Source organism: Variovorax paradoxus (genome assembly GCF_040544635.1).
Lineage (GTDB): Bacteria > Pseudomonadota > Gammaproteobacteria > Burkholderiales > Burkholderiaceae_C > Variovorax > Variovorax paradoxus_R.
This window is the reverse complement of sequence record NZ_JBEPKJ010000004.1, coordinates 263,666-290,624: the sequence shown is the minus strand read 5'-3', so window position 1 is coordinate 290,624 and position 26,959 is coordinate 263,666. Positions and strand designations below refer to the sequence as shown.

The window sequence follows — 26,959 nt, the reverse complement described above, 5'->3', positions numbered from 1 at the left end:
GGACCCATGCACCATGAGCACCGCCACACTCCACATGACCCCTGTCGCCGAAACACGCAGCAGCCGGGAACATGCCCTGCGCCTGGTGCGAGGCGGATGCTGGATCGTCATCGGCGCGATCCTGCCTTTGGGCCTGTGGATGGGCTTCGCGCCGCTCTCCATGGCGGTGGTGGCCCCGGCTTTCGTCAAGGTGGATCTCAATCGCCGCCCAGTGCAGCACCTGGAAGGCGGCACGGTGCGGGAAGTCCTGGTGCGCGATGGCCAGCATGTGCGTGCCGGCGATCCGATACTGATTTTGGGCGACGTGCGGGTGGACGCCGACCGCAATCGTCTGAGCTACCGCGTTCATGTGGAGCGTGCCATGCTGGTACGCCTGGAGGCTGAACGGTCGGTCTCCAGGACGCTCGCCTTCCCTGAAGACCTGCGGCGCGCCGCCGGACAGGACGATCGCATCGGGCAAGCCTTGCTCAAGGAAACTGCGCTGTTCCAGGCGCAACGCCATTCGCTGGAAAGCGGAACGTCGCTCATGAGAACGCAGCGCGATCGCGTGCAGCAGGAAATCGTTGCCGTGCACGCGCAGATATCCCAGGCGGAGAGCTCGCTCGCGCTGCAGCGGCAGGACCTGGAAGCCAACCGTGGGCTGATCAAGGAAGGGTTCATCTCCTCTAGCCGCATCTCCCAACTCGACGCGGTGGTGATGGAGTACGCGGCCAAGCTCGAAGAGCGGCGCACGGAGCTCGCGCGCGCCGCCCAGCGCCTGGTGGAGATCGACCTGAAGATCCAGTCCGCTCGCAACGACTACGTCAAGGCAGCCAGCGATCAGCTCAAGGCCACCGCCCAGCGCCTGGGCGAGATCGAGCAGGAGCAGCGCAAGTCGAACGATGCCGCGGCGCGTCAGGTCGTGGTGGCTCCCGCAAGCGGCGAGGTGATCGATCTCAAGTTCACCTCCCCCGGCGCGGTTGTCGGCCCGGGAGAGGCGATCGCAGACATCGTGCCCAGCGACACCCAATTGATGATCGAGGCGCACATTCGCCCGGAAGACGTCAGCAACGTGCACCTCAACCAGCGCGCGCGGGTGAAGTTCACTGCCTTCAAGTACCGCAACACCTCGATGGTCACGGGCAAGGTGACCTATGTTGCCGGCGACCGGCTGATCGATCGCCAGACCAACCTGCCCTACTACAGCGTGATGATCCTGGCCGATGTCGACTCGCTCAAGTCCATCGGCGACTTCAAGCTCCAGGCGGGCATGCCCGCCGAGGTCTATATCGAAGGTGTCACACAGACGGCCCTTCAATACGTCGCCGAACCCATCGCCTCCACCATCCGCAGGGCGGGAAGGCAGATGTGAGACGGTTTTTCTTTATCAACGAGGGGAATGCATCATGCGCAAAGATTCCATTCGACGCGAGCTCGCAACTTCCGGTATCGACGGCAACAGACGCACGTTGCTGAAAGCCTCGCTGGTGGCCGCCACGGCGGCCCCCATGGTGCTGACACCTCGCAAGACCAGCGCGCAGCCGACGCCACTGCCGCCCAGCCCGCCGACCACACCATGGGTCGAGGACCTGCCCACCCAGATCACGCCGATTTCGCCGCTCGCCACGCTGACCCCGGCCCCGACGCTTGCAGCGAATACCGCCGGCGGCGAGTGTGGACGGGCCGAGCACCAGCGCTATGCGGCCCTCTGCGTGCCCGGCATTGCCGGGACACCGCTGCTGTACCAGCTGACCGCGAAGGAGAATCCGGCCTGGCTGTTCAACGGCAACAACCCCTACTATCCCGCCCAGCCCATCTGGGGCTACGAAGGCAATACGCCGGGCGCGACCACGCCGGGCCCCACGATCCACGCGCGCTATGGCCAATCGGTCGTCTGCCGCTTCCGCAACGAGCTGCCGCAGAACCACACGGGATTCGGCTCGCCCGAAATCTCCACGCACCTGCACAACATGCATACCCCGTCGGAGAGCGATGGCTACGCCGCCGACTTCTACAGCGCAACCCAGAGGGGGTTGACCCTGACTGCGCCGGGGACGTTCAACGACCATTTCTACCCCAACCTCTATGCCGGTTTCGACGAGTTCGGAGGGACCGGCGATCCACGCGAAGCCTTGGGGTCGCTCTTCTATCACGACCACACCGAAGGCGTGACGGCCCCGAACGTGCTCAAGGGCTTGTTCGGGCGCTACATGATCTTCGATCACCTCGATACCGGCGACGAGACCACGGGGCTGAAGCTGCCCAGCGGACCCTACGACTACCCGCTCAGTTTTTCGGACAAGCGATTCGACTCGGGTGGCCGGCTGACCTTCGACGAGCTCAATCCCGAGGGGGTGCTGGGCGACAAGGTGGTCGTCAACGGCAAGATCGAGCCGGTCCTGCGCGTGGCACGCCGCAAGTACCGGCTGCGGCTGCTGAACGTCGGGCCTTCGCGCTTCTACGAATTCGTTTTGCAGAACACGGGCGGCACCACCGTGTATCCGTACACCCAGATCGCCAACGACGGCAACCTGCTGCCGGCACCGGTCCTGAACCAGTTGAGGGTGCGGCTCGCCCCGGCCGAGCGCGCGGACATCGTCGTGGACTTTTCGCGGTTTCCGTTGAACACCACGCTCTACCTCGTCAACCAGCTGATTCAGGTGGACACGCGTCAACCCACCAACGCGCAGACACCGGGAACCCGCGTGCTCAAGTTCGTTGTCGATCGCAATCCTCCCGCGCCTGACCTGAGCACGGTGCCGAGCCTGCTGCGCCCGCTGCGCGACCTGCCCACGGCCGCACAGCTCGCGGCGCTGCCGGTTCGCACCTGGGTACTCGCGCGCAACAGCGGCATGTGGAACGTAAACGGGCAGTTCTTCGATGCGCTGACCCCGAGGGCGACGATCAGCAGGGGCAGCACCGAGATCTGGGAGTTCATCAATCCGGACAACAGCTGGCAGCACCCCATCCATGTGCACTTCGAAGAGGGCCGCATATTGAGCAAGTCCCTCAACGGCGTCAACGTGCCGCTACCGATGAACGAGCGGGGACGCAAGGACGTCTTCAACGTCGGTCCGCTGGGGAGGATGAGGGTGCTCTTGCGCTTCCGCGACTTCACCGGCAAGTACCTGATGCATTGCCACAACCTCACGCACGAGGACCACGCCATGATGGTCCGGATCGATGTCGTCTGATGCCGAAGGCAGACCTGCGAAGAACGTCGATGACTTTCCAGGAGATTCTCATGAAAAACCGCAGATATGTACTCGCCGGATTGAGCGCCGCCCCGCTGTTGGCGTTCAACGTGCCCGCCGCCGCCGATGTCGCAGCGAAGGCGCGCGGTGGGCGGCGCATTCCGAATGTCGAACTGAAGACGCACACCGGGGCCACGGTCAAGTTCTACGACGACCTGGTCCGGGGAAAGATCGTCGCCATCAACATGATGTATGCGGATTGCGAAGGCATCTGCCCGCTCATGACCAACAACCTCGTGCGCGTGCAGGAACGCCTGGGGAATCGGGTGGGCAAGGACATCTTCATGTACTCGATCACCATCCGGCCCGAGATCGACACCGTGCAGGATCTCGCCGACTACGCCGAGATGCACGGCGTCAATCCGGGGTGGCTGTTCCTGACCGGGAGCTGGCAGAACATCGAACTCGTGCGCTATGCGCTCGGCTTCTACGACCCGGACCCCAAAATCGACAAGGAGCTCAATCGCCATACCGGCATGGTGCGCATCGGCAACGACGCTTATGACCGCTGGGCGATGGCGCCCGCGCTGGCCGCGCCGGAGCAGATCGTGGGCTCCATCCTGCATGTCGATCGCGGCCGGGCCGCAGTTCGCCGGACAAGCTGATCCAACCCACCAGCCGTGCGCACCGGAGGATTGTGTGAACAAGCCCCGACGCCGAACCAAACCCGGTGGGCTGGACACGCAACTGCAATCCACCGCGAGGCTTCTCGTCCCGGCGTTCGCCACCCTGCTCACAGCCATCCTCGCATTGCCGGCGCACGGCCAGAGCCTGATCGAGCTCTATGAATCGGCGCGCAGCTACGACGCCACCTACCAGGGCGCGCGCGCGCAGTACGACGCCACCCTGGCGCGGGCGGCACAGGCCAAGGCCGGCATCCTGCCGGCGGTAGGGCTGTCGGCCGGTGTCTCGCACACCAGGCAGGAGCTCTCGACCGAGGGCGCCTCAGCGACTCGCGGGTTCAACACGCAGAGCGTCGGCATCAACGCGACCCAGCCGATCTACCGCCCCGCCAACTGGGCAACCTATGAACAGGGAAAGTTCCAGGCCGAGATCGGGCAGGCCCTGCTCGGCATCGCCGAGCAGGATCTTGTGGTGCGCGTGAGCCAGGCCTACTTCGACGTGCTGGCCAGCCAGGACAGCTTGGCGCTGGTGCGTGCGCAGAAAGTTGCGGTCGCCGAGCAGCTCGCCTTCGCCAAGCGCAACTTCGAGGTTGGAACCTCGACCATCACCGACGCGCGCGAGGCGCAGGCCCGCTACGACCTGGTCATCGCCCAGGAGATCGCGGCGCAGAACGATCTGCAGGTCAAGAAAATCGTGCTCGACCAACTGGTCGGCCGACCCGGCAGCGTGCCGACACCACTGGCTGCGCCGGTGGCGCTTCCCACGGTCGCGCCGGCCGATATCGAGGTCTGGGTCTCGCAGGCGGATGCCTCGCACCCTTCGATCCTGCAGGCCCGGCTCGGGCTCGACGTCGCCGTGCTGGAAGTGCGCAAGGCCGAAGCCGGCCATCTGCCCACGATCGACGCGACCTTGAGCTACAGCATCACCAACAACCCGCAGGGCACCAGCACCAACCCGGGCCGCTCGCGCATCAATGCAGCCACCGTGGGGGCGGTGCTCAACCTGCCCTTGTTCGCCGGCTATGCGATCGAGAACCGCGTCAAGGAAACGCTGGCGCTGGAAGATCAGTCGCGCTCGGTGCTCGAATCGACACGCCGCAGCGTGTCGCAGGCCACCCGCGCGGCATTCCTGGGACTGGTGTCGGGGGCCAGCCAGGTGAAGGCGCTGGAAGCGGCCGAAGCCTCCAGCCAGATCGCACTCGACGCCAACCGCATGGGCTACCGGGTGGGGGTGCGCATCAACATCGACGTGCTCAACGCGCAGAGCCAGCTGTTCCAGACCAAGCGCGATCTGGCTGTGGCGCGCTACAACGTGCTGGTGGGCAACCTCAGGCTGCGGCAGGCCAATGGCACGCTGTCGCCCGAGGATCTGCGAGCCATCAATGCCACGCTCGCAACCAACGGCCGCACCGCCGTCGGCAGCTTCGTCCCGGCCGCGCCGGTACCGCCGGTGCGCTAGCGAAGAAGAAAGCTTCCTCATGAAAAAAACCCGGCTTTCTCTTGCGCTGAATACGGCGTTCTCATTGTTGGCGATGCCCGCGCTTGCGCAAGTCGATCCCTTGGCGACTGCGCTTTTGGTCGAAGACTTCCCGGAACGCATCAAGTCGCTTGGCGTGGTGACCGTCACCGGCAGCCGGCCGACCTCGCTGCCGACGCAGATTCCCACCACCATCGAGGGCGTAACGCGCGAAGAGATCGAGACGCGCATCAACGCCACCGACAGCCAAGACGCGCTCAAGTACCTGCCCAGCCTCCTGGTGCGCAAGCGCTACATCGGCGACTACAACCACGCCATCTTGTCTACCCGTGCCTCGGGCACCGGCAACAGCGCGCGCTCGGCGGTGTATGCCGACGGCATGCTGCTGTCGAACTACCTTGGCAACGGCATTGCGAACGGCACCAACTACGCGCCGCGCTGGGGCCTGGTCACGCCCGAGGAGATCGAGCGCGTGGACGTGATGTACGGCCCCTTCTCGGCTGCCTACCCCGGCAATTCGGCCGGCGCCGTGGTCGACTACGTGACGCGCATGCCGACGAAGCTCGAGGCGCACTTCAAGGCCGGGTACTCGTCGCAGCCCAACGACCTGTACAACACCCGCCAGACCTTCAACAGCTGGCAGACCAGCGCATCGCTGGGCAGCCGGAGCGGCGACTGGTCATGGCGGATCGACCTGAGTCGCACCAACAGCCATGGCCAGCCGCTCACCTTCGCCACGGCCACCGTGGCATCGGGCGCCGCCATTGGCAACGGCACGCCCGTGACCGGTTTCGTGCCGGGCCTGAACATCACCAACACGCCTTGGTACATCCTGGGCACCGGCACGGCGTACCACACGGTGCAGGACCACGCCAGGCTCAAGCTCGCCTACGACTTCTCGCCCACGGTGCGTGCCACCTACACCCTCGGCTGGTGGCAGAACTCTTCGCAGGGACGGCCCGAAACGTATTTGAGCAATGCCGCAGGCATGCCGGTCTACAGCGGCGCGATCAACATCGGCGGCCGCAGCTACACGGTCGCCCCCACCGCCTTTCCGCTCACCAACGACAAGCAGACGCACTACATGCATGGCCTTTCGGTGAAGAGCAACACCAAGGGGGAATGGGACTGGGAGGTGGCCGCCAGCCTGTACGACTATTCCAAGGACCAGCAGCGCGCGCCGACGGCGGCGCTGCCGCTGGCGGCCGTCGGGGGCGCCGGCACGCTGCAGGACCAGGGCGGCACGGGCTGGAACACGCTGGCCGCCAAGGGCACGTGGCGGCCGCAGGGCGTGGGTGGGGCCCACATTGTCGACTTCGGCGTTGGCCGCGATGCGTACAAGCTGCGGATTCTGAAGACGAACGTCCTGGGCAACTGGCCGGACGGCGCGCCGCTCTCGCCGGTGAGCGATGTCGGCGGCCGCTCCGAAACCTGGAGCGCCTGGGCGCAGGACACCTGGTCCTTCGCGCCGAAGTGGAAGGCGGTGCTCGGCCTGCGTTACGAGGACTGGAAGGCGACGGACGGTTTCACGTCCACCGCGGCCAGCCGGCAGGCCTATGCCGCGCGCAGCGAATCGCACCTCTCGCCCAAGGCCGCGCTGGCTTACCAGCTCACCAAGGACACCGTGCTCAAGGCATCGGTGGGGCGAGCGGTGCGCTATCCGACCGTGGGTGAACTGTATGGCGCCACATCGGGCGCGGCGCTCTCGTTCATCAACGACCCGAATCTCAAGCCCGAGAAATCATGGACCGGCGAACTTTCGGCCGAGAAGGATCTGGGCAACGGGCTGGCGCGCGCCACCCTGTTCCACGAGACCACGCGCGATGCGCTCTACAACCAGCTCATCGCGGGCTCCACGGTCTCGCGCGTGCAGAACGTCGACAAGGTGCGCACCACCGGCGTCGAGCTGGCCTATGTCGGGGAAGATGTTTTCATGCGAGGCCTCGACCTGGGAGGCAGCCTGACCTATGCCGATTCGAAGACCGTGGCAAACGCCGCCTTCCCCGGGAGCGTGGGCAAGTGGCAGCCGCGCGTACCGCGCTGGCGCTCCACCGTCTACGCAACCTACAAGCCGGACACGCACTGGGCTTTCACGGTGGCCGCGCGCTACAGCGGCAAGCAGTATTCGACGCTCGACAACAGCGACGTCAACGGCTTCGCCTACACCGGCGCAAGCAGGTACTTCACGATCGATCTTCGCGTGCGCTACCAGATCGACAAGCAGTGGTCCGCCGCTTTTGGAATCGACAACGCCAACAACTACCGGTACTGGAACTTCCATCCGTATCCGCAGCGCACCTTTACGGCCGAGCTTCGCTTCGACCTGTGAGCCGATCCGATGACCGCAACGGACATGACATTCCCACCCAAACACAGTAAAGGAGACATCCCATGGCAAGCATCAACGGCACCAGCGGCGACGACTTCCTGCTCGGCACGGAGGATGCCGACCAGATCTTCGGCCTCGACGGCGACGATTTTCTCATCGGCTTCGGAGGCGACGACACGGTCGATGCCGGCAACGGCAACGACACGCTCGCCGGCGACCTCGGCAGCGACACCCTGCTCGGCGGCGCCGGCAACGACAGCCTCTCCGGCGGCGCAGGCGCCGACGTGCTGACCGGCGGGGCCGGCGAAGATTCCTATTCCTGGGCGCTGTCCGCCGGCGATTCGAGCGCCTCGGCCCAGGACCTGATCACCGCCTTCGAGGGCGCGGGCGTGGCCGGAGGCGACACCCTGCTCCTGTCGAGTCCGCCGGGCGGGCGGCGCTTCGTCTTCGAAGGTGCGCGCGCGTCCATGCCCGCGCTCGGCGCGACCCTGGGATTGGGCGGCAACGGCTTCACCGAGGTGTTCTATGCGCACCAGGGAGCCGACACGATGCTCTTCGCGGACTCCAACGACAACGGCGTCTATGACGCCGGCGACTTCTCGGTACGGATCGCCGGCCAACACAACCTTGTGAAGGCCGACTTCGGCACCACGGCCTTCGTCATGCGGGGCACGAACGGAAACGACACCATTGCCGGGGGGATCGAGAACGACACGATCTTCGGCCTCGGAGGCAACGACACGATCTCCGGCGGTGCCGGCAACGACACCATCGACGGCGGCACCGGGGGCGACACCTTGAACGGCAACGACGGCGACGACCGCCTGATCGGTGGCGCCGGGAACGACATCCTCAGCGGTGGAGCGGGCCGCGACCGCATCACCGGCGACGACGGCAACGACGTGATCTCCGGTGGCGCGGGCAACGACAACCTGCTGTCGGGCGGCAACGGCAACGATGTGGTGTCGGGCGACGACGGCAACGACACGCTCGACGGCGACGCGGGCAACGACATACTGAACGGCGGGACCGGCCGGGACGTACTCTTCGCCGGCGCCGGCAACGACGTGCTCCAGGGCGGGGATGACGACGACGAGCTCTTCGGCGACGACGGCGACGACCAACTCTCCGGCGGCACCGGCAACGACGAGCTGGAAGGCGACGCCGGGGCCGACATGCTCACCGGCGGCAGTGGCGATGACGAATTTGTCTTCTTCGCGGGCGATTTCAATCCGAGCTCGATCTTCGCTGCGCAAGACACGGTGCTGGATTTCCAGGGTGCCGGCGTGGCGGGGGGCGACGAGATTGCCCTGCGGTCCACCCAGCTCGTGTTCCGCGGCGAAGTGACCATCGATCCGAAGGTTGGTGCGCCCCTGCCCGGTGGCGGTGACGGCGTGACAGAGCTGGTCTACACCACCAGGAACGGCAACACCTGGCTGCTGGCCGACGGCAACGACAACGGGCGGCTCGATACCAGCGATTTCGCGCTCAAGTTCTCTGGCGTGCTGGACTTCACCGAAGCGGATTTCACCAGCTCCACGGACTTCATCGACGCCGGCACCCAGGGCGACGACACGCTGATCGGCACCGAGGAGGATGACGTCATCTTCGGCCTCGCCGGCAACGACACCATGCAGGGCCTGGGGGGCAACGATGTGCTGGACGGCGGCGACGGCAACGACGCGCTGGACGGTGGCCCCGGCGGATTCGACGAGCTGCGCGGCGGCAATGGCAACGACACCCTGAGCCTGCAGACCAGCGACTTCGGCGGCACCGCTTCCGGTGGCGCAGGCGACGACCTGCTGATTGGCAGCGATGCCTCGTCGTTCTCGGACTTGAACGGCGGCGAAGGCAACGACACCCTCCGGGCGGGGGCCGGTGGCGCCTCTCTCGCCGACTTCGACGGCGGGAACGATCGGCTGGAGGGCGGCGCCGGAGACGACCAGTTCACCGGCGGCACGGGAACGGACATGTTCGTCTTCGGCACGGCATGGACCTCTGCCTCCGGATTTCAGGACATCGTCTGGGACCTGGAAGACGGCGTGGAAAAACTCGACCTCACGGACAGCGGCCTCGGCTTCGGCGACCTCGCGATCGAGGACGCGGGCTTCTCGGCCATCATCACCTCGACAGCGGGTCAGATCGAAATCTTCGGCTTTGGCGAACAAGGCAGCGGAGGACGCATCACCGCGGACGATTTTCTGTTTGCCTGAACATTGAGGGTGCCCGATGCCGGGTGCCCAAAGGAGAAAGCGATGAGAAAAAATCCGACAAAAATCGCCGCTTCTCTTCGTGCGCGTCCGCCGAGCCGACCGCCGTCACTCCCCATACCCGAGCCGGCGGCTGCGCAGCCCTTCACGACAGCGCAGGGCCAGCGCGCATGACATCGCTGAATGCACAGGTGATGCCATGCGACTGCTTCTGGTCGAGGATCGCGAGCTTGTGGGTGACGGCCTGGCCGGGCACCTGCGCAGGGATGGCTTCCTGGTCGACCGCTTCGAGTGGATCGCTGACGTCGGCGGGCTGGAGAACGAGTCCTACGATGTGCTCCTTGTCTGTACCCGATTGCCCGACGGTTCGGGGCTGGAGTGGATCCGGGCGCTGCGAGGGCAGCGCCTGACCACACCGGTCCTGATGCTGGCGGCGGGGGAGCGCCCGGCGGAGCGGATCAAGGCACTCGACGCTGGCGCGGACGATTGCCTGGTGACGCCGTTCCCCCCTGAGCTGCTGGCCGAACGGGTGCGGGCCCTGCGTTGCCGGGCCGCAGGCCTGGCAACGCCACACGTGCATTGCGGCGATGTCGAGGTCGACCTGTGCCACAAGACCACGATTCGGTGCGGCACGCCTGTCGCACTGACCGAGCGAGAGTGGAATCTGGTGGAAGCACTCGCACTGCGCTTCGATCACACCGTGCCCAGGGCCCAGATGGAATTGCTTGTTCAAGGGGTTCATGGCGCACCGACGAGCAACGCCCTGGAAGTGCACCTGTCGAATGTGCGCCGCAAGCTGGGGCGGCAGATCATCAGGACGATTCGCGGTGTCGGCTACCGCCTGAACACCTGAGGTTGCGATCTTCAGACTCGTAAGCGTGCGGCACACAAGATTGCAACCTTAAGTGTCTTGTCTTGACAGAATCGCAGCACTCGCAGAGGCCCATCACCGATGGCGCCGTCAATGTCGCGGCGTCCCTTCACGGGCATGAACGGCGACACCTTCTCAGACAGGTACCACCGATCCATGTTCAAGCCCTCTCCTGCTTCCGCTTTCGCCAATTTCATGCAGCTGCCCACGGTCGTGCCGAAACCAGTGTGGCGCGCCCTTCGCGTGGTGAGCATCCTGTCGGCCCTGGCACTTGCCACGCTGCTGGCGCTCCGGCCTACCCTTGCAATGCCCTTGTTCTGGGGGCTGATCGTGCCCTCCCTCCCCCTCGTGTTCATGCTGGCGCCCGGGCTGTGGCGCAACATCTGCCCGCTGGCGGCCATCAACCAGTTGCCGCGACGATTCGGCATCACGCGCGCGCTCACGAGCCGCCGCCTCTCTCAGGGCGCGGCGTTTCCGATCGGCATCGGCCTGCTGATTTCCGCCGTCGTCGCACGCAAGCTCCTGTTCAACAGCAGTGGCGCCGCCACCGCGGGTTTGATGGCAGCGGCCATGGGCGCCGCGTTCATCGGCGGGTTGCTGTTCAAGGGCAAAAGCGGCTGGTGCAGCAGCATCTGTCCCCTGCTGCCGGTGCAGCGGCTGTACGGCCAGACGCCGTTCATCCGGATCGCCAACACGCACTGCGAGCCTTGCGTCGGCTGCGCCAAGAACTGCTATGACCTGAACCCCGGCGCGGCCTACCTCGCCGACCAGTACGACCCGGATCCGGCGTACCGCAACTTCCGCAGCTTCTTCGCGGGCGTGTTCCCGGGTTTGATACTCGGCTATTACCTCGTGCCCTCCCCCGGCGAGATCGGCTCCGTATCCACAGTCATGCAGATGCTGCTCTACATGGCAGCCAGCCTGACCCTCTTCAACCTGATCGAGATGCTGGCCAGCAAGACGCGCAACGTTTCGCCGGTGCTCTTCGCCGCAACTGCGTTCTCGCTCTACTACTGGTTCACCACTCCCGTGATCATCGGCACCTTGAGCAGCCTGGGCAAGGTCTCCATCGCGCCCGAAGTGATCGGTGTGTTGCGCGGGCTGACGATCATCGCGAGCCTTGTCTGGATCGCGCGGTCCCTGCATGTCGAGCGCATGTTCCTTCGCCGCGAGTTGCGCAAGGGCGTCAAGGACGGTGCCCGGCTGGCGCCCATCGTCATCGAGACGATGCGGCTGAACCGGAGTTTGTTCGAACCGGTACGGAAAGCAATGGTGCCGCCACAGGCGGAGCACCCGGCCGGTGCCGTCGAGCCGGTCGACTCCACCGCACAGGCGCCGGAACTGTGCATCGACCCCACAGGCATGAAGACCCCCATCCGCAAGGGCCAGACACTGCTGGAAGCGATGGAAGACTGCGGCGCTCCCATCAACGCCGGCTGTCGTTCCGGCGTTTGCGGCGCGGACCCGATCACGGTGACCGCGGGCGCCGACCGGCTCGCCCCGATGGGCAGCGACGAGCGCGCGACGCTGGCGCGGCTCGGCTGTTCCGACGGCACGCGCCTGGCATGCATGGCACGGGTGCGCAATGCCGGGCCGATCCGCATCGACCTGAAGCCGAATCCGAACCGGGCGGCGCCCGAAGTCCGCGAGCCCGAGCCCGTGTCCTTCGATCCGTCGATTCGCCGCGTCGTGATTGTCGGCAACGGGGTTGCGGGCCTGACGGCGGCCGACCACGTGCGGCGCCGCCACCCCGAGTGCGAGATCCATCTCATCGGTCGCGAGAATCACAACGCCTACAACCGGATGGCCATCGCGAAGCTCATCAGCATGCCGGCGGGCATCCAGGGCCTGCACCTGCTGCCCGAGCAGTGGTATGCCGAGCATCGCGTCACCGCCTGGTTGAACACGCATGTGTCGGGCGTCGACACCCAGCGCCAGGAGCTCACGCTGGCGACCCGGCAGACGCTGGCCTATGACAGGCTCATCCTGTGCTCCGGGAGTTCGGCGTGGGTCCCGCCGATGGACGGATACGGCATCGACGGCACCTTCGTCTTGCGCGATGCCGACGACGCGATGGCGATCCGCGACTACATGCAGCGCTTTCATGGCACCTCCGCGGTCGTCCTGGGCGCCGGCCTGCTCGGCCTGGAGGCCGCGCATGCACTGGCCCAGCTCGGGGCGCAGGTTCAGGTGCTGTCGAACACCAGCCAGATCCTGGACCGGCAAATCGACGCCGCGGCCAGTGCCTTGCTGGAAGCACATCTTGCGACCGAGGGGATCCGTGTCGTCACCGAAGCGGACGTCCGCACGCTGGACCAGGGCAGCGAGGGCCGCGTGGCGGGGGTCACCTTGAAAGACGGCCGCCAGCTGCCTGCCGACGTGGTGGTGGTCTGCACCGGCGTCCGCGCCAACGTCGACATCGCCCACTCGGCCGGACTTGCGCTTGGCCGAGGCATCATCGTCGACGCGCAGATGCGCACCAGCGACCCTCATGTCTACGCGGCCGGCGATGTGGCCGAGTTCGAGGGCAACTCGATTCCCCTGTGGGCAGTCGCCGCCGAGCAGGGCGAGATCGCGGCCATCAACGCACTCGGCGGCAAGCGCGTCTATGGCGGCCATGTGCCTGTGACCGCACTGAAGGTCTCGGGTATCGACGTACGCTCTGCGGGCGCGGTGCATGCCACGCAGCCTGGCGAATTCGAGTTGACGCAGTTCGATGCCGACCAGGGCGCCTACCGCAAACTGGTGGTCGCCAGAGGCCGGCTTGTCGGCGCGGTGCTTGTCGGATCGCCGGACGAGGCGGACGAAATCATTCCGGCAGTGCGCGAGGGCGCGGCGGTATCGTCAATGACGGCATTGCTGGAGCGCGGGGATTGGAGACAGCACTCGGTGCCGATGGCCGCCTAGCAAGCGCCCAGGGCCACCAAGGGACACGCTCAGGAGCCCATGGGACTCACCGATGCCATCGTCGGATCGAAATCAGCCTCCACGCGCCCCACATCGGGAACTCGCGGGTATCGCAGCACGCGGTAGCCGGCCTCTACCAGCAGCGCGTCCCGGTCCGAGTCGCGTTGTGACTTGCCTCTGCTGTTCTTGTCGCCGAGTGCGACCACGGCCACCACTTTGAACGAACGGTCGCACACGACGAAGTCGGCGATCTTGCGGCTGAACGAGCTTCGTGCGGCGCGTGTGCGGGCCGTGAGCAATGCGCCGAAGCTGACTTGCGGAAGCACCACCAGGTCCGGCAGCGTTTGCACCAAGCGGTTGTACATCGCCTGTTCGCGCGCGGTGAGCGGCGGCCTTGCCTTGGGCTTGTCGACAAAGCCGCTGGTGCCTTGCTCTGACCTTTTTCTGGCAACCGCTACGAACACCAGCAGTCCGATGGCCAACAAAAAGACCATGAATAGAAATGTATTCATCTCTGCTTCTCCTTCTCCACAGAGTCTCGCACGACTGCGCAGGCGCCTCTTTTGGTGTTTTGCCGGACCTGTTGCCGGAGCGCCCGATCAGCCCTTCGCGTCGAAGGAAAGCGGCGTAGTGCCTGGTGCGCAAGCCACGGCGAGCCAGGCCGTGGAACTCACCATTTACCGTCTTTGGGTAGCGCCTGGGGATTGGCCTGCGGATTGGCTTTTGCGCCGGCTGCGGCCCCGATCAGTTGCGCGGCTTCCGGGCGATTGGCTTTCGTTGCGAAGTCGACCGCGGTCATGCCGAGCTGGTTCTTCATCGCCGTGTCCGCGCCTTCGGCCAGCAGGAGCTTCACGGCCTCGGTCGATCCGTACATTGCGGCCATCATGAGCGGCGTGGTGCCGTTGGGCGATTGCGCGTCGATGAAGGCGTAGTTGTCGAGCAGCACTTTCATGATGCTCAACTGGCCGCTGCTGGCGGCGTAGTGAAGCGGCGTCCAGCCGGTCTTGTTGACCGCGGCGTCGCGCTTCAGCAACTGGGTGACCAGGTCTTGCTGGCCCTTGATGGCCGCCAGCATCAGCGGGGTTTCGTCCTTGGCGTTGGCAATGTCGACATCGGTTTGCGGCGACTCGAGCAGCACCTGGACAACCTTGGGCGACGGTTCGCGCAAGGCGATGATCAAGCCAGTCTGGCCGTTTTCGTCGCGCGTGTTGGGGTCGAAGCCGCGGTTCAGCAAGGTGCGCACACCGCTGGCATTGTCTCCGCGCACGGCGCGGAAGAAATCTTCGAACGAACCCGCATTTGCGGAAAAAGTTGCTGCTACGACAGCCAGATACAAGAACTTCTGGATGTATTTCTTCATGTTGTTTTTACTCCCGTGAACAGCGTTTCGAAGTTGTCGCTCGTCGCCTCTGCAACTGCTTCGATGGGCAGTTTGCGCAGTTCGGCGATCTGCTTTGCGACATACGGCACGTACGACGGATTGTTGGTCTTGCCGCGGTACGGCACCGGGGCCAGATACGGGCTGTCGGTTTCGATCAGCATGCGGTCCAGCGGCACAAAGGCCGCCACGTCGCGCAGGTCCTGCGCCTTCTTGAAGGTCAGGATGCCCGAAAAGGAAATGTAGAAGCCCAGGTCGAGCGCCGCGCGCGCGACTTCGGCGGTTTCGGTAAAGCAATGGAACACACCGCCCGCGGCATTGCCGGAGCCGTCTTCGCCCTCCTCCTTGAGGATGGCGAGCGTGTCGGCCGAGGCTTCGCGCGTGTGAATGACGAGCGGCAGGCGGGTTTGCTGCGCGGCGCGAATGTGCACGCGAAAGCGGTCGCGCTGCCATTCCATGTCGGAGATGCTGCGCCCGCCCTTGCGTTCTTCCATCTGGTAGTAGTCGAGGCCGGTTTCGCCGATGGCCACTACCTTGGGCAAGGCCGCGCGCCGCACCAGGTCTTCAACGGTGGGCTCGGCGATGTCCTCGTTGTCGGGGTGCACGCCCACGCTGGCCCAGAAGTTGTCGTAGCGGGCCGCCAGGGCCTGCACGTCGTCGAACTCTTCGAGCTTGGTGCAGATGCACAAGGCCCGGTCGACCTGTGCCTCGGCCATGGCGGCGCGGATTTGCGGCATCTGGTCCGCGAACTCGGGAAAAGTCAGGTGGCAGTGGGAGTCGGTGAACATGGCGTGTCAGGGAGCGGCGGCGGCTGGCCCCATTCCAGAAATACCGCGGAACCGGCTCTGCCGGGCCGCTGGTATTGCCCCCGGTAGGGGGTGGGCGTAGCGACACGAAGTGCGCGCAGCCTGGGGGCGAGCCTAGCCGTCGAGCTAAATGGTTTGTGTCGGCCGGTCGGAGGCCATCGAGCCGCCGAGTGCCGCTTCGATGCGCGCCTTGAGCTGGCGCGATTTTTCGTCCGACGGGAAGCGGATGCCGACGCCCGGCGCCCTGTTGCCGGCGGCGCGCTGCGGCGTGATCCACGCAACCTTGCCGGCCACCGGATAACGCTGCGGGTCTTCGGGCAGCGTCAGCAGCACGTAGACATCGTCGCCCAGCCGGTATTCGCGCGCGGTCGGAATGAAGATGCCGCCTTCGGCAAACAGCGGAATGTAGGCGGCATAGAGCGCACCCTTTTCCTTGATGGCGAGCTGGATCACGCTCGGCCTTTGAGGCGTTGCGGCGGCGGCGGGGGCGGCTGGTTGGTTCATGGTCGGCGAGGAGCAGAGTTTAGGGTGGTTCGCGCCTCGCTCACAAGCGCTTCCAGCATGAGACCCGCATTGAAGGGGTGTTCGGCGGTTCTTGCCGCATTGGCAAGCGACTTGGACCAGCGCGCCAGCGCCAGGTGCGAAGGCACTGCCGACGGCAGGTCGGCCGCCTCGAAAAACCGGGGTTCGGCACCGCTGCCGACGGCCATCAGGTCGTGGCAGAGTTTTTGCAGCGATCCGATGGCCTGCGAGGGTGCTTGATCCGCCAGCGCGGCGACGTCGCCGCGCAACACTGCCTTGGGCAGCAGCGACCAGGCCTTGGGCGACTGGCCGGAGCGCGCAAGCCGCAAGGCATCGCTGGGCCGGCCACCTGCCGCGCGCAGCAAGGCGGTGGCATCGGCGGGTGGCACGTCGTGTGCGCCCAACCAGGCTTCGGCTTCGGCCGTTTCCGGCCATGGCAGCGTAAAGCCGAGGCAGCGGCTGCGAATGGTCGGCAGCAGTTGCCACGCCGCCTCGCTGGCCAGCACAAAGCGGACGTCGCCGACCGGTTCCTCGAGCGTCTTGAGCAGCGCATTGGCGGTGATGGTGTTCATGCGCTCGGCGGGATACACCAGCACCACCTTGCCGCGGCCGCGGGCGCTGGTGCGCTGGGCAAAGCCGACTGCGTCGCGCATGGCTTCGACGCGGATCTCGCGGCTGGGTTTGCGCTTCTTGTCGTCGATATCGGCCTGGGCCTTTTCGTCGAGCGGCCAGCCGAGTTCCTGCATGGCGACCTCGGGCATGAGCACGCAAAGGTCGGCATGGGTTCGAACTTCGATGGAATGGCAACTGGGGCAATGGCCACAGGCGGTGCCGCCCTCTTCCGCCGGCTGTTCGCACAGCCAGGCGGCGGCAAGTGCCAGCGCAAGTTCGTACTGGCCCAGGCCCGAAGGCCCCTGCAGCAGCCAGGCATGGCCGCGCTGGCGCAACAGTTCTGCGAGCGGCCGGTGCAGCCAGGGCGAAAGCGCCGGTGTGCTCATCGTGTGGTCCCCGTTGCGGATGCCAGCGCGCCGCGCGCAACGAGCGCCGTCTCGACCTGCTGCCAGACCTGGTCGCGTGTCTGGCTGGCGTCGATGCGAACGAAGCGCTGCGCATCGGCGGCCGCGCGTGCTGCGTAGCCCGCCGCAACACGCCGGAAGAATTCGACCGGCTGGGATTCGAACTTGTCGGGCAAGCGCGCTCCGGCCAATCGCTGGGCGGCGATCTCGGGCGCCAAGTCGAACCACAGCGTGATGTGGGGCTGCAGCAGCTGTGCCGCATTGGAGGAATCTGCCCTACCCTGCACCCATTGCTCCAGCGTCGACAGCATCTGCGTATCGAAGTCTCGGCCCGCGCCCTGGTAGGCAAAGGTGGCGTCGGTGAAGCGGTCGCACAGCACCACGTCGCCGCGCGCCAGCGCCGGCTCTATCACCCGCGTGACGTGATCCCGCCGCGCCGCGAACACCAGCAGCGATTCGGTCAGCGGGTCCATCGGCTGTTCGAGGATGAGCCCGCGCAAGGTTTCGGCCAGCGGCGTGCCGCCGGGCTCGCGCGTGCGCACCACCGTGCGGCCCTGCGTCCTGAAAAGCGCTTCCATCGCGTCGAGATGGCTGGACTTGCCCGCACCGTCGATGCCCTCGAGCGTCAGAAACAAGCCTTCACTCATTGCGCAGCCTTCGGTTTGGGTTCGCCATTGCCGCCCCCACCACCGCGCTGGTAGCGGTTGACCGCGCGGTTGTGGTCGTCGAGCGAGCTGCTGAACTGGCTGGTGCCGTCGCCGCGCGAAACGAAATACAGCGATTTGCTTTGCGCCGGCTGCACCGCCGCCAGCAGCGCCGCCTTGCCCGGCATGGCGATGGGCGTGGGCGGCAGGCCGCCGCGCGTGTAGGTATTCCAGGGCGTGTCGGTCTGCAGGTCTTTCTTGCGCAGGTTGCCGTCGAAGGTGGTGCCCATGCCGTAGATCACGGTCGGGTCGGTCTGCAGCGGCATGCCGGTGCGCAGCCGGTTGACGAACACGGCGGCAATTTCGGAGCGGTCTTTGGCTTTTCCTGTCTCTTTTTCGACAATACTGGCCAGAATTAGCGCCTCATCAGCCGTTTTGACCGGCAAATCGGCCGCCCGGGCCGCCCAGGCGGCTTCGAGTTTCTTGTCCATGGCCCGCATGGCGCGCTGCAGCAGCGCCAGGTCGGTCGAGCCCTTCGAATAGGTGTACGTGTCCGGGAAAAAGCGGCCTTCGGGGTGCACGCCGGGTCTGCCCAGCTTGGCCATCAGGGCGTCGTCGGGCATGCCCACGGTTTCGGGCTTGAGCTGCTCGGCCTTGGCGAGGGCCGCACGTACCTGCCGGAAGTTCCAGCCCTCCACCAGCACCAAGCTGCGGGTGGCTTCCTCACCGCGCACCAGCACATTGAGCAGCATCTTGGGCGTGATGCCGCGCTCCAGCTCGTAGCTGCCGGCGCGAATCTGGCGATCTTGTCCCGAAATGCGGAACCAGAAATAAAGCAGTTGCGGCTGCACATCGGCGCCCGCATCGGCCACCGCCTGCGCAACACCGCGCGGCGTGGTGCCGGGCTCCACGGAAAGATCGAGGCTGGGCGCGGGCAGCTTGAGCGGCTGGTGCACCCACCACAACCCGGCAGCGCCGAGGCCGAGCGCACCCAGGGCGGCGAGCAGAAAGAGCGTAAGAAAGAAGCGGCGCACGGGTCCGATGGAATAACGGAGAAAAGAAAAACGAATCGAGGATTCGGTGCGAAAAGTCGGTGGCCCTGCGGGAACAACGGCAAGTTTCCCTGCAGACCGGACAGAACGGCTTCGACCATGATAATTCAGCGATGACTACTGTCGTTCTCAATGGTGTTACCGCTCTCTCGCACCTTGGCGTGATTCGCGCCGAAGGACCGGATGCCGCCGGCTTCCTGCATGGCCAGCTCACCCAGGATTTCTCGTTGCTCGGCGCCACCGAGGCCCGCCTGGCCGCGCTTTGCACCGCCAAGGGCCGCGTGATTGCCAGCTTTGTCGGCATTCGGCCACAGCCCGACCTGGTGCTGCTGGTCTGCAGCCGCGACATCCTGGCCGCCACGCTCAAGCGCCTGTCGATGTACGTGCTGCGCGCCAAGGCCAAGCTCACCGATGCCACGGAGCAGTTCGCGCTGTACGGCTTGGCCGGCACCGCACTGACCGCCAACGGCCTCGATGCCGCCGCCCTGCCCGGCCAGCGCACCGCCATCGGCGAAGACATCAGCTCGGTATCGCTCTACCCCGCCGACGGCGTGCCGCGCGCCATGTGGATTGCCCCCGCCGGCAGCCCGGTGCCCGCCGGCCCGGCGCTCGACGCGGAACTCTGGCAGTGGAGCGAGGTTCGCAGCGGCATCGTGACGTTGACCACGCCGGTGGTCGAGGCTTTCGTGCCGCAAATGATCAACTACGAATCCGTGGGTGGCGTGAACTTCAAGAAGGGCTGCTACCCGGGCCAGGAAATCGTGGCGCGCAGCCAGTTTCGCGGCACGCTGAAGCGCCGCACCTACCTTGTGCAGGCCGATGCGCCGGTGAGCCCGGGGCAGGAAGTGTTCGCCGCCGGCGACGCCGAGCAGCCCGTGGGCACGGTGGCGCAGGCTGCGCCGGCACCGGACGGCGGCTGGGCCGCGCTGATTTCCATCCAGATCTCGGCACTCGAAACCGGCGGACTGCGTGCGGGCAGCGCCGACGGTCCGGCGCTCACGGTCGAGCCGCTGCCATATCCGCTGCTCGAAGACATCTAGGTCTTGCCGATCCCCCGACGTCCTGGAAATGGACGTTCAGCGCTGCCCCGAAAGAGGCCGCGCTATTTTTTTGCGCGCGTTTAACCCTGCCGCCGGTGCTGCTCCGTAGAAGCCGTACCGATTCACTCCTGGCAAGGAAGACACCATGAAGCGCAGACTCATCTTCTCGACGGCCCTCGCATTGGCCGCCCTCTCGGCTTGCGCTGAAAGCCCGATACGGCCGCCTTCTCCGCCCTCACCGCCTTCGACATACAACCGCATCGGTTCGCTGATGCAGGTCAGCGTGGTCGACCGCACCACCGGCCGCGAGCTGCCCATTTACCGCCACCGCGGCGAATACTGGGTCGCCGGGCGGCCCGGCACACGCTACGCGATTCGCGCACGCAATGCGATGGGCGAACGCATCATGGCCGTGATGTCGGTGGACGGGGTCAACGTCGTCACCGGCGAAACAGCGGGCGTGCTGCAGAACGGGTACGTCTTTTCCGGCGGCGAGCGCAGCGACATCACCGGCTGGCGCAAGAGCGACTCGCAGATCGCGGCCTTCGAATTCACTTCCATCGCCAATTCGTATGCAAGCCGCACCGGCCGGCCAGTCGATGTCGGCGTGATCGGCGTCGCGATGTTCCGCGAGCGGGTGCCCGTGCCGCCTTCCGCGCCGCCCGTGGCATCTCCGCGCCGCGACGGCAGCACCGGCGAGATGAAGAGCCGTAATGAGGCGCCATCCGCCGTGGCCGAAGCCGCACCGGCCGAACCTGCAGCGCAAGCCCGCTCCGCCGACAGCGCCCTGGGCGCGGAAGCTGCCGGATCCGCGAAAGGCGGACTCGCCCGGCAATCGCCGCCCAGCCCGAGCCTGGGCACCGGCCACGGCCGACGCGAGACATCGCATGTCGGCCACACCACCTTCGAGCGCGCGCAGTCCACGCCCGACGAGGTGGTTCGCATCCGCTACGACAGCCGCGAGAACCTCATTGCCGCAGGCGTGGTCCCTGTACCGCCGCCTCCGCCGCGCTGGCCGCGTCATGAAGGCCCGTCCGCCTTTCCGGGCTCGGAGATGGGCTATGTGCCCGACCCGCCCGCCCGCTATTGATTGAGCGCGCGGCGCATCTCGATGTGCGGGATGCCGGCTTCCTCGAAGGGCTCGCCGTGCACGGCGTAGCCCAGCCGCGCATAGAAACGCTCCGCGCTGCGCTGCGCATGCAAGCCGATCTCTCGATCGCCCCTCGCCCTGGCGGCTGCCTCCAGTGCCTGCATCACCGCGGCGCCGTGCCCGCCACTGCGCAGCACGCGGTGCACGGCCATGCGGCCAAGCATGGCCGTTCCGTCCACGGCATTCAGCAGCCGGCCGGTCGCAATCACCTGGCCGAGCCGGTTGCGCGCCACCGCATGCAGCACCACCGCGTCATGCTCGTCCCATTCCAGTTCCTTGGGAATGTTCTGTTCCTCGATGAAGACGGCCCGGCGCAAGGCGCTGGCGCCTTCGCCCAGGGCTTTCCAGTCACCGGTTTCCACTGTGCTCATCGACTCACCGGCCTCGAAGCCCGTGAGAATTTCTCGCAGCACAGGCGGCACCGGCTTCGATGTCTGCGTGGCCGGGTCTGCGAACACATAGACGAGCTCGCAACCCACCAGGTACTGGTCCTGCCGGAACAACGCGCCCTCGAAGACCATGGACGAGTTGCCGATGCGCGCGCACTTCATGGCCACGTCGATCACGTCGTCCATGCGCGCCGAGGCGCGAAAATCGATCGTGGCCTTGCGCACGTACAAATCGCCGCCCAGCGCATGCATGGCCTCCTCGTAAGGCAGCGCGAGCGCGCGCCAGTAGTCGGCAATGGCGGTGTCGAAATACATCAGGTAGTGCGCGTTGAACACGATCTTCTGCATGTCGACTTCGGCCCAGCGCACGCGCAGGCGATGGAAAAAGCGGAAGTCTTTTCTCTGGGGTACGGTTTCTTCGCTCATGGTTTCAGTGCTTCTTTGAGTGCGTACGCCGCATCATCCTGCGCCTGCAGCGCCTCGGGAATGGCGCGACCCATCTTGAGGAATTCGTGGATCACACCGCGGTAAATTTCCAGATCGACCGCCACGCCCGCCGCGCGCAGCTTGTCGGCGTAGGCAATGCCTTCGTCCACCACCGGGTCGCATTCGGCCAGCCCGATCCAGGCAGGCGCCACACCGTCGACATCGTCTGCCAGCAACGGCGCAAAGCGCCAGTCGTCGCGGTCGGCCGGCGTGCGCACGTACTGGCCGAAGAAATAGTCGATCAGCGCCTTGGTGAGCAGCGGGCCATGGGCGTAGCGCTGGTGCGAGGCCGTGTCCTGGTGCGCCGCGGTGCCGGGATAGATCAGCATCTGCAGCGCGAGCGGCAGGCCCGCGTCGCGTGCGAGGATGGCGCACACCGCGGCCAGCGTGCCGCCTGCGCTGTCGCCGCCCACCGCGAGACGGCTGGTGTCGAGGCCGAGGCGCGCGCCCTCGTTGGCAATGAAGGCGAACGCATCCCACGCATCGTCAGAGGCGGTCGGAAACTTGTGCACGGGTGCCAGCCGGTAATCGACCGACACCACCGCGCAACCGCTCTTGCCGCTCAGCACCCGGCACAGCGTGTCGTGGGTTCGGATGTTGCCGACCGTGAAGCCGCCGCCATGAAAATACACCAGCGCCGGCAGCTTCGCCGTCGCCGATGGTGCGTAGAGCCGCGCGGGAATCGCGAAGCCATCGCGCGCCGGAATCGTGAAGTCGTCGACCCGGGCCAGCGCGGGCTTCGGCACTTCGAGCACGCCTGCTCCCTTCTCGTAGGACGCCTTGGCTTCCTCGGGCGTGAGCTGGTCCAGGCTCGGATGGCCTGCGCGGGCCATGCGCTCGACGACGCTCGCCATCTTCGCGGTGAGCGGTGGCTGCCATGTGCCGGGCGCGACAGCGGCAAGGGTTTTATTCATGTGCAAGACTGTTCCTGCTTGTTAGATTTGGGTGGTCTGCAATCGTACTGCCCCAGGCACTCCCACCTCATGGCCCTCATCCAATACCTCACCCAGATCCAGTTCGAATTCGGCGCCATCAAGCTGCTGTCCAGCGAATGTGCGCGCATAGGCATCACCCGCCCGCTGATCGTGACCGACGCGGGCGTGCGCGCGGCAGGCGTGCTGCAGAAGGCGCTCGACGCCATCGCCGACCTCGAAGTGGCGGTGTTCGACCAGACGCCATCCAACCCGACGGAAGCCGCCGTGCGCTCGGCCGTGGAGCTGTACCGCAGCGCGCGCTGCGACGGGCTCATTGCCGTGGGCGGCGGCTCCGCCATCGATTGCGCCAAGGGTGTGGCCATTGCCGCCACGCATGAAGGCCCGCTCAAGACCTACGCGACCATCGAAGGCGGCTCGCCGAAAATCACCGACCGCGTGGTGCCGATCATTGCAGTGCCCACCACCAGCGGCACCGGCAGCGAGGTGGCGCGCGGCGCCATCGTCATCGTCGATGACCACCGCAAGCTCGGCTTTCATAGCTGGTTCATCATGCCCAAGGCCGCGATCTGCGACCCCGAACTCACGCTCGGCCTACCGCCCCGCCTCACGGCTGCCACCGGCATGGACGCGATCGCGCATTGCATGGAAACCTTCATGTCGGCCGCTTTCAACCCACCGGCCGACGGCATCGCGCTCGATGGCCTGGAGCGGGCCTGGCTGCACATCGAGCGCGCCACCAAAGACGGCAGCGACCGCGAAGCGCGTCTGAACCTCATGAGTGCGTCGATGCAGGGCGCGATGGCCTTCCAGAAGGGCCTTGGCTGCGTGCACTCGCTGAGCCACAGCCTGGGCGGGGTCGATCCGCGCCTGCACCACGGCACGCTCAACGCCCTCTTCCTGCCGGCGGTAATTCATTTCAATGCAGGTGCCGAGTCGGTGCAGAAAGAGCAGCGGCTGCAGCGCATGGCGCAGGCCATGCACCTCGACTCGGCCGGCGATCTCGGCGACGCGATCCGCGACATGAATGCGCGCCTCGGCATGCCCAAGGGCCTGGCCGAGGTAGGCGTGACGCCGGACTTGTTCGAAAAGATCATCGATGGCGCCATGGCCGACCATTGCCACAAAACCAACCCGCGGCTGGCTACGCGCGACGACTATAAGGCGATGCTCGAAGCTTCGATGTAGGGCTGTCTTTTTTCGGGGCACGTTGGGGGTTGTTCGGAGGCGTTGTTGTTCAGGGCGCGCACCCGCCGACGGGTGCGTCATACGCGCAGGTCGTTGATCGGCGGAAAACCAGCAGCGTGCCCCAGTGCACAGGGCATCGGGTGCTCCCCGCAGCGAAATAAAGGAGGAGGCGAAGCCGGGGGACATTCGCGGAGGGGAGTACCCGGTGGCCTTTGCACGCGCCCCGAATCGGCCACGCACTGCAACTCACCAGAAGCAGCGAGGCTTCCCCTCGCACGTCATGTATATGACATAAGGAATTTCTAGACTGGAACCCGAAGGCTTGCATCCGCAGAAGCCCCAAGGGTCAGGGAAATTTCGAATGACGCGTACCGTCCAGGTTCACACCGTATTGAACGCCGAGCAGCTCAAGTTCCGCGCGATGCGGGGCCGGGAAGCACTGTCGCAGTTGTTCGAGTTCGAGGTCGACATGGTCAGCCCGAGCTTCAACCTCGACCTGAAGAAGCTGCTCGGTACCTCTTTGACCATCGAGGTGACCGACGGCGGCGCGCCGCGCTTTCTCAATGGCACCGTGGTGCGCTTCGAGCTCGTGGGCCGCGCCAACGAAACCGGCCGCCACTATGTGTACCGTGCGCTGGTGCAGCCCTGGCTCTGGTACCTCACGCGCACCACCGACTGCCGCATTTTCCAGAACAAGAGCGTGCCCGAAGTGCTCGACGAAGTGCTGGGCAAATATGGCTTCGAGTTTGAGAAGCGCCTGACGGGCAGCTACCGTCCCTGGGAATACTGCGTGCAATACCAGGAGAGCGATTTCGCTTTCGTCAGCCGCCTCATGGAACACGAAGGCATCGCCTACCATTTCGAGCACGCCAACAACTCGCACCTGCTGGTGCTGGCCGACGACACCGGCGGCTACGGCAAGCTGCCGGGCTACGCCGCCATTCCGTACCGGCCGCGCGACCGCGTGCTTCATGCGATGGAGCCCTGCATCGATCAGTGGCGCGTGTCCGAGCAAATTACCTCGGGCCGCGTGATGCTCGACGACTTCGACTTCAAGAAAGCGCGGGCCTCGCTGCAAAGCGTGCGTCAGGACCCCAAGGGCCACGACCATTCGACTTATGAAGTCTATGAATGGCTGGGCGGCTACAGCGAGCACCAGCAAGGCGATACCTACGCGAAGATTCGCCTGCAGGAGCTGCAGTGCGCGCATGAGCTTGCCGCGGGCCACACCAACGTGGTCGGCATGGCGCCCGGCTATCTGTTCGAGATGACGCACTGCCCACGCGAGTCGGACAACCGCGAATACCTGGTCACCGAAACCCGCTACGACCTGCAGGAGCCCGAATACTCCACAGGCACCGGCACGGAGTCGGTGTGCCAGTTCGACTTCACGGTGCTGCCCTCGAACGTGCCCTACCGGCCCGCGCGCAAAACACCCAAGCCGCGCACCAACGGCCCGCAAACCGCCACCGTCGTCGGCCCCGAGGAAATCTGGACCGACCGCTTCGGCCGCGTGAAGCTGCAGTTCCGCTGGGACCGCTATGGCCAGTCGGACGAAAACAGCTCTTGCTGGGTGCGCGTGTCGAGCAACTGGGCCGGCGCCAACTACGGCACCATGCACATGCCGCGCGTGGGCCAGGAAGTGATCGTCGATTTCATCGGCGGCGAGCCTGACCGCCCCATCATCACCGGCCGCGTCTACAACAACGACCAGATGCCGCCGTGGGAGCTTCCGGCCAATGCCACGGCCAGCGGCATCCTCACGCGATCGAGCACGGGCGGCGCGGCCAACCAGGCCAACATGCTCCGCTTCGAAGACCGCAGCGGCGCCGAGCAGATCCTGCTGCACGCCGAGCGCAACCTCGACGTCGAGGTGGAAGCAGACGAAACGCACACCACAGACGGCACGCGCACCACGCTCATCAAGGGCCATGAATCGGCCACCTACAAGAGCGGCGAAACGCGCGACATCACCGCGGGCGCGAAAGAAACCATTACCGGCGGCGACACGCGCGACGTGACCGGCGGCTTCGGCGAAACGGTCAGCGGCGGCGTCACGCAGACTATTTCGGGCGGCAAGAAGCGCACGCTCAGTGGCGGGCTGAACGACACGATCTCGGGCGGCGTCAACCTTGCGATCACCGGCGGCTTCCACGGCACCATCGATGGAAAGGAGATCCGCTTCGTGAGCGGCGGACGCAACGACACCATCGACACCTCGAACACCGTGCTGGTCAACGGCCCCTCGAACACCACGGTGACCGGCCCGACGGTGCACACCTCCCCGGATGTGACCTTCAACACGACGAACCACATCCACAACACGACGCAGCACGTCATCAACACCAGCGTCTACAACACGACGTCGAACACCTACAACAACCTGACGGTCAACTACACCAACAACTCCGTCTCCTACACCAACAACTACTCCAAGAGCAGCGACTGGAGGTGGTTCCGCCTGGGCGGCACCGGCCTGAACATGGACGTGTCGGGCATTTCGCTGGGCGTGGTGGCGGTGCGTTCGATGGCCATCGGCGTGCAGGCGCAGGCCATCGGCGTGAAGCTGGAGGCTGTGGGCGTGGAGTGGAAGAACAAGGCAATGTCGCTGGGGGATGCCGGTGCGCTCATCCAGCTCGTGGGCACGGAGATCAAGACGGGCGGTCTGCGCGCCGGCATCCAGGCGCTCAAGATCCTGCTCTGAAG

Annotated in this window: 21 protein-coding genes; 12 read left to right on the top strand and 9 right to left on the bottom strand. The window is 65.8% G+C overall.

Annotation, left to right across the window (positions count from 1 at the left end; translation table 11 throughout):
• Positions 1 to 13: 13 nt before the first annotated feature.
• From ABIC94_RS08990 to ABIC94_RS08955, 8 genes are all read left to right on the top strand, one after another.
• Entirely contained in the window at positions 14 to 1,351 is a 1,338-nt protein-coding gene (locus ABIC94_RS08990; protein ID WP_354372669.1) for an HlyD family type I secretion periplasmic adaptor subunit, read from the top strand.
• Between the two features lie 34 nt (positions 1,352 to 1,385).
• Positions 1,386 to 3,173: a multicopper oxidase family protein gene (locus ABIC94_RS08985; protein ID WP_354372668.1), complete on the top strand. Its 1,788-nt coding sequence runs from the start codon at positions 1,386 to 1,388 to the stop codon at positions 3,171 to 3,173.
• A gap of 50 nt (positions 3,174 to 3,223) precedes the next feature.
• Positions 3,224 to 3,838 (top strand): SCO family protein, encoded by a 615-nt coding sequence (locus tag ABIC94_RS08980; RefSeq protein WP_354372667.1) that lies wholly within the window; start codon positions 3,224 to 3,226, stop codon positions 3,836 to 3,838.
• An 82-nt stretch (positions 3,839 to 3,920) separates the two neighbouring features.
• Positions 3,921 to 5,315, top strand: a complete 1,395-nt coding sequence (locus tag ABIC94_RS08975; protein ID WP_436317973.1) for a TolC family outer membrane protein — start codon at positions 3,921 to 3,923, stop codon at positions 5,313 to 5,315.
• Between the two features lie 19 nt (positions 5,316 to 5,334).
• Positions 5,335 to 7,662: a TonB-dependent receptor gene (locus ABIC94_RS08970; protein WP_436317966.1), complete on the top strand. Its 2,328-nt coding sequence runs from the start codon at positions 5,335 to 5,337 to the stop codon at positions 7,660 to 7,662.
• A 62-nt stretch (positions 7,663 to 7,724) separates the two neighbouring features.
• On the top strand, positions 7,725 to 9,875 hold the full coding sequence (locus tag ABIC94_RS08965) for a calcium-binding protein (protein ID WP_354372666.1): 2,151 nt from the start codon (positions 7,725 to 7,727) through the stop codon (positions 9,873 to 9,875).
• A gap of 196 nt (positions 9,876 to 10,071) precedes the next feature.
• Entirely contained in the window at positions 10,072 to 10,725 is a 654-nt protein-coding gene (locus ABIC94_RS08960) for a response regulator transcription factor (protein ID WP_354372665.1), read from the top strand.
• Between the two features lie 174 nt (positions 10,726 to 10,899).
• Positions 10,900 to 13,650, top strand: coding sequence for an FAD-dependent oxidoreductase (locus ABIC94_RS08955; protein WP_354372664.1), 2,751 nt, complete (start codon positions 10,900 to 10,902; stop codon positions 13,648 to 13,650).
• Positions 13,651 to 13,679: 29 nt separating this feature from the next.
• On the opposite strand, the gene ABIC94_RS08950 is transcribed toward ABIC94_RS08955, so the two are convergent.
• The 7 genes from ABIC94_RS08950 to mltG all read right to left on the bottom strand — a co-directional run bounded on the left by ABIC94_RS08950 (position 13,680) and on the right by mltG (position 19,050).
• Positions 13,680 to 14,162, bottom strand: coding sequence for a DUF2726 domain-containing protein (locus ABIC94_RS08950; RefSeq protein WP_354372663.1), 483 nt, complete (start codon positions 14,160 to 14,162; stop codon positions 13,680 to 13,682).
• A gap of 158 nt (positions 14,163 to 14,320) precedes the next feature.
• A complete protein-coding gene (locus tag ABIC94_RS08945; protein ID WP_354372662.1) occupies positions 14,321 to 15,010 on the bottom strand; it encodes an ankyrin repeat domain-containing protein in 690 nt (229 codons plus the stop codon).
• Positions 15,007 to 15,816, bottom strand: coding sequence for a TatD family hydrolase (locus ABIC94_RS08940; protein WP_354372661.1), 810 nt, complete (start codon positions 15,814 to 15,816; stop codon positions 15,007 to 15,009). Before ABIC94_RS08940 ends, ABIC94_RS08945 begins: the two co-directional genes overlap by 4 nt.
• Positions 15,817 to 15,960: 144 nt before the next feature.
• Positions 15,961 to 16,338 (bottom strand): PilZ domain-containing protein, encoded by a 378-nt coding sequence (locus tag ABIC94_RS08935; RefSeq protein WP_354372660.1) that lies wholly within the window; start codon positions 16,336 to 16,338, stop codon positions 15,961 to 15,963.
• A complete protein-coding gene (locus ABIC94_RS08930; protein WP_354372659.1) occupies positions 16,335 to 17,354 on the bottom strand; it encodes a DNA polymerase III subunit delta' in 1,020 nt (339 codons plus the stop codon). Before ABIC94_RS08930 ends, ABIC94_RS08935 begins: the two co-directional genes overlap by 4 nt.
• Complete coding sequence (gene tmk, locus ABIC94_RS08925; RefSeq protein ID WP_354372658.1) at positions 17,351 to 18,019, bottom strand: dTMP kinase; 669 nt, start codon at positions 18,017 to 18,019, stop codon at positions 17,351 to 17,353. The genes ABIC94_RS08930 and tmk overlap by 4 nt, the downstream gene beginning before the upstream one ends.
• Complete coding sequence (gene mltG, locus ABIC94_RS08920; RefSeq protein ID WP_354372657.1) at positions 18,016 to 19,050, bottom strand: endolytic transglycosylase MltG; 1,035 nt, start codon at positions 19,048 to 19,050, stop codon at positions 18,016 to 18,018. Before mltG ends, tmk begins: the two co-directional genes overlap by 4 nt.
• Before the next feature lie 131 nt (positions 19,051 to 19,181).
• On the opposite strand from mltG, the gene ygfZ reads away from it, so the two are divergent.
• Together ygfZ and ABIC94_RS08910 are read left to right on the top strand one after the other, a co-directional pair.
• Positions 19,182 to 20,108 (top strand): CAF17-like 4Fe-4S cluster assembly/insertion protein YgfZ, encoded by a 927-nt coding sequence (gene ygfZ / locus ABIC94_RS08915; protein ID WP_354372656.1) that lies wholly within the window; start codon positions 19,182 to 19,184, stop codon positions 20,106 to 20,108.
• Between the two features lie 145 nt (positions 20,109 to 20,253).
• On the top strand, positions 20,254 to 21,198 hold the full coding sequence (locus ABIC94_RS08910; RefSeq protein WP_354372655.1) for a hypothetical protein: 945 nt from the start codon (positions 20,254 to 20,256) through the stop codon (positions 21,196 to 21,198).
• On the opposite strand, the gene ABIC94_RS08905 is transcribed toward ABIC94_RS08910, so the two are convergent.
• Both ABIC94_RS08905 and ABIC94_RS08900 read right to left on the bottom strand, forming a co-directional pair.
• Complete coding sequence (locus tag ABIC94_RS08905) at positions 21,192 to 22,073, bottom strand: YbgC/FadM family acyl-CoA thioesterase (protein WP_354372654.1); 882 nt, start codon at positions 22,071 to 22,073, stop codon at positions 21,192 to 21,194. The two genes, ABIC94_RS08910 and ABIC94_RS08905, sit on opposite strands and share 7 nt — an antisense overlap.
• Positions 22,070 to 23,047: an alpha/beta hydrolase gene (locus ABIC94_RS08900; RefSeq protein ID WP_354372653.1), complete on the bottom strand. Its 978-nt coding sequence runs from the start codon at positions 23,045 to 23,047 to the stop codon at positions 22,070 to 22,072. Before ABIC94_RS08900 ends, ABIC94_RS08905 begins: the two co-directional genes overlap by 4 nt.
• Before the next feature lie 69 nt (positions 23,048 to 23,116).
• Here ABIC94_RS08900 and ABIC94_RS08895 point away from each other — a divergent pair, with 69 nt between their 5' ends.
• The gene (locus ABIC94_RS08895; protein ID WP_354372652.1) at positions 23,117 to 24,253 is read left to right on the top strand and encodes an iron-containing alcohol dehydrogenase; all 1,137 of its coding nucleotides are present in this window, start codon (positions 23,117 to 23,119) and stop codon (positions 24,251 to 24,253) included.
• Positions 24,254 to 24,614: 361 nt separating this feature from the next.
• Positions 24,615 to 26,957: a type VI secretion system Vgr family protein gene (locus ABIC94_RS08890; RefSeq protein WP_354372651.1), complete on the top strand. Its 2,343-nt coding sequence runs from the start codon at positions 24,615 to 24,617 to the stop codon at positions 26,955 to 26,957.
• The last annotated feature ends 2 nt before the right edge of the window (positions 26,958 to 26,959 follow it).

Bases quoted from the DNA above. Each gene is read 5' to 3' on its own strand.
- ABIC94_RS08890 (WP_354372651.1), top strand. From the start codon at position 24,615: ATGACGCGTACCGTCCAGGTTCACACCGTATTGAACGCCGAGCAGCTC.
- ABIC94_RS08990 (WP_354372669.1), top strand. From the start codon at position 14: ATGAGCACCGCCACACTCCACATGACCCCTGTCGCCGAAACACGCAGC.
- ABIC94_RS08985 (WP_354372668.1), top strand. From the start codon at position 1,386: ATGCGCAAAGATTCCATTCGACGCGAGCTCGCAACTTCCGGTATCGAC.
- ygfZ (WP_354372656.1), top strand. From the start codon at position 19,182: ATGACTACTGTCGTTCTCAATGGTGTTACCGCTCTCTCGCACCTTGGC.
- ABIC94_RS08980 (WP_354372667.1), top strand. From the start codon at position 3,224: ATGAAAAACCGCAGATATGTACTCGCCGGATTGAGCGCCGCCCCGCTG.
- ABIC94_RS08910 (WP_354372655.1), top strand. From the start codon at position 20,254: ATGAAGCGCAGACTCATCTTCTCGACGGCCCTCGCATTGGCCGCCCTC.
- ABIC94_RS08930 (WP_354372659.1), bottom strand. From the start codon at position 17,354: ATGAGCACACCGGCGCTTTCGCCCTGGCTGCACCGGCCGCTCGCAGAA.
- ABIC94_RS08960 (WP_354372665.1), top strand. From the start codon at position 10,072: ATGCGACTGCTTCTGGTCGAGGATCGCGAGCTTGTGGGTGACGGCCTG.
- ABIC94_RS08940 (WP_354372661.1), bottom strand. From the start codon at position 15,816: ATGTTCACCGACTCCCACTGCCACCTGACTTTTCCCGAGTTCGCGGAC.
- ABIC94_RS08955 (WP_354372664.1), top strand. From the start codon at position 10,900: ATGTTCAAGCCCTCTCCTGCTTCCGCTTTCGCCAATTTCATGCAGCTG.
- ABIC94_RS08935 (WP_354372660.1), bottom strand. From the start codon at position 16,338: ATGAACCAACCAGCCGCCCCCGCCGCCGCCGCAACGCCTCAAAGGCCG.
- ABIC94_RS08905 (WP_354372654.1), bottom strand. From the start codon at position 22,073: ATGAGCGAAGAAACCGTACCCCAGAGAAAAGACTTCCGCTTTTTCCAT.
- ABIC94_RS08900 (WP_354372653.1), bottom strand. From the start codon at position 23,047: ATGAATAAAACCCTTGCCGCTGTCGCGCCCGGCACATGGCAGCCACCG.
- ABIC94_RS08945 (WP_354372662.1), bottom strand. From the start codon at position 15,010: ATGAAGAAATACATCCAGAAGTTCTTGTATCTGGCTGTCGTAGCAGCA.
- tmk (WP_354372658.1), bottom strand. From the start codon at position 18,019: ATGAGTGAAGGCTTGTTTCTGACGCTCGAGGGCATCGACGGTGCGGGC.
- ABIC94_RS08965 (WP_354372666.1), top strand. From the start codon at position 7,725: ATGGCAAGCATCAACGGCACCAGCGGCGACGACTTCCTGCTCGGCACG.
- ABIC94_RS08970 (WP_436317966.1), top strand. From the start codon at position 5,335: ATGAAAAAAACCCGGCTTTCTCTTGCGCTGAATACGGCGTTCTCATTG.
- ABIC94_RS08895 (WP_354372652.1), top strand. From the start codon at position 23,117: ATGGCCCTCATCCAATACCTCACCCAGATCCAGTTCGAATTCGGCGCC.
- ABIC94_RS08950 (WP_354372663.1), bottom strand. From the start codon at position 14,162: ATGAATACATTTCTATTCATGGTCTTTTTGTTGGCCATCGGACTGCTG.